Source organism: Streptococcus sp. GMD1S (assembly GCF_000296875.1).
Lineage (GTDB): Bacteria > Bacillota > Bacilli > Lactobacillales > Streptococcaceae > Streptococcus.
This window is the reverse complement of the sequence record NZ_AJQY01000192.1, coordinates 1-959: the sequence shown is the minus strand read 5'-3', so window position 1 is coordinate 959 and position 959 is coordinate 1. Positions and strand designations below refer to the sequence as shown.

Annotated in this window: 1 protein-coding gene; it reads right to left on the bottom strand. The window is 41.6% G+C overall.

Annotated elements, in window-relative coordinates:
- Positions 1-116: 116 nt before the first annotated feature.
- A partial coding sequence (locus GMD1S_RS08205; protein WP_000304117.1) for a ribose-phosphate diphosphokinase occupies positions 117-959 on the bottom strand: 843 nt, incomplete at its 5' end.

Genomic DNA, 959 nt, shown 5'->3' with positions numbered 1-959 from the left:
AATCCTCCTTTTTTCTCAGTATAGCATATTTTGAAAAGGCTTGCAGATTTTGACTATAAAAATCTCCTAGCAAGAAAAGAAACCTGCTAGGAGTTCTGTCTACTTCAAGTGAAAGATTAAATCTTTTTCTCAATACAAAATAGAGGAGAAAGAGGACGTTTTTCGTGGATACGGATAATAGCATCGCCTAGAAGATGAGCAATCGAAATTTGTTCAATCTTATCAATCAAACGCTCTTCTGGTAGGTAGATAGTATCCAAAACAACCAATTTTTTAATAGCTGATTTTTGGATATTGTCCATAGCTGGTCCTGAAAGTACTGGGTGCGTACAGCTTGCGTAAACCTCAACAGCACCTGCTTCAGCAAGAGCATCCGCCGCATGACAAATGGTTCCAGCTGTATCGATCATATCGTCAATCAAAATACAAGTCTTACCTTCTACCTTACCAATGATGTTCATCACTTCACTGGTATTCATCTTGTCTACACTACGGCGCTTGTCAATAATCGCAATCGGAGTTTTCAAAAACTCTGCCAATTTACGAGCACGAGTCACCCCACCATGGTCTGGGCTGACAACCACGTAGTCAGAGCCAACCATGCCACGACGTTCAAAGTAGTCCGCAATCAATGGAGCACCCATCAAGTGATCTACAGGAATATCAAAGAATCCCTGAATCTGTGCAGCGTGCAAATCAATCGTCAACAAACGATCTACCCCAGCAACTTCTAGCATGTTTGCAACGAGTTTTGCTGTGATTGGCTCACGCGCGCGCGCTTTTCTATCCTGACGTGCATAGCCATAGTAAGGCATAACAACATTGACAGATTCTGCACTAGCACGCTTCAAAGCGTCCACCATAATCAAAATTTCAAGTAAATTATCATTTACAGGTGAACTCGTTGATTGTAGGATAAAGACGTGTTTTCCACGGATTGATTCTTCAATGTTGACCTG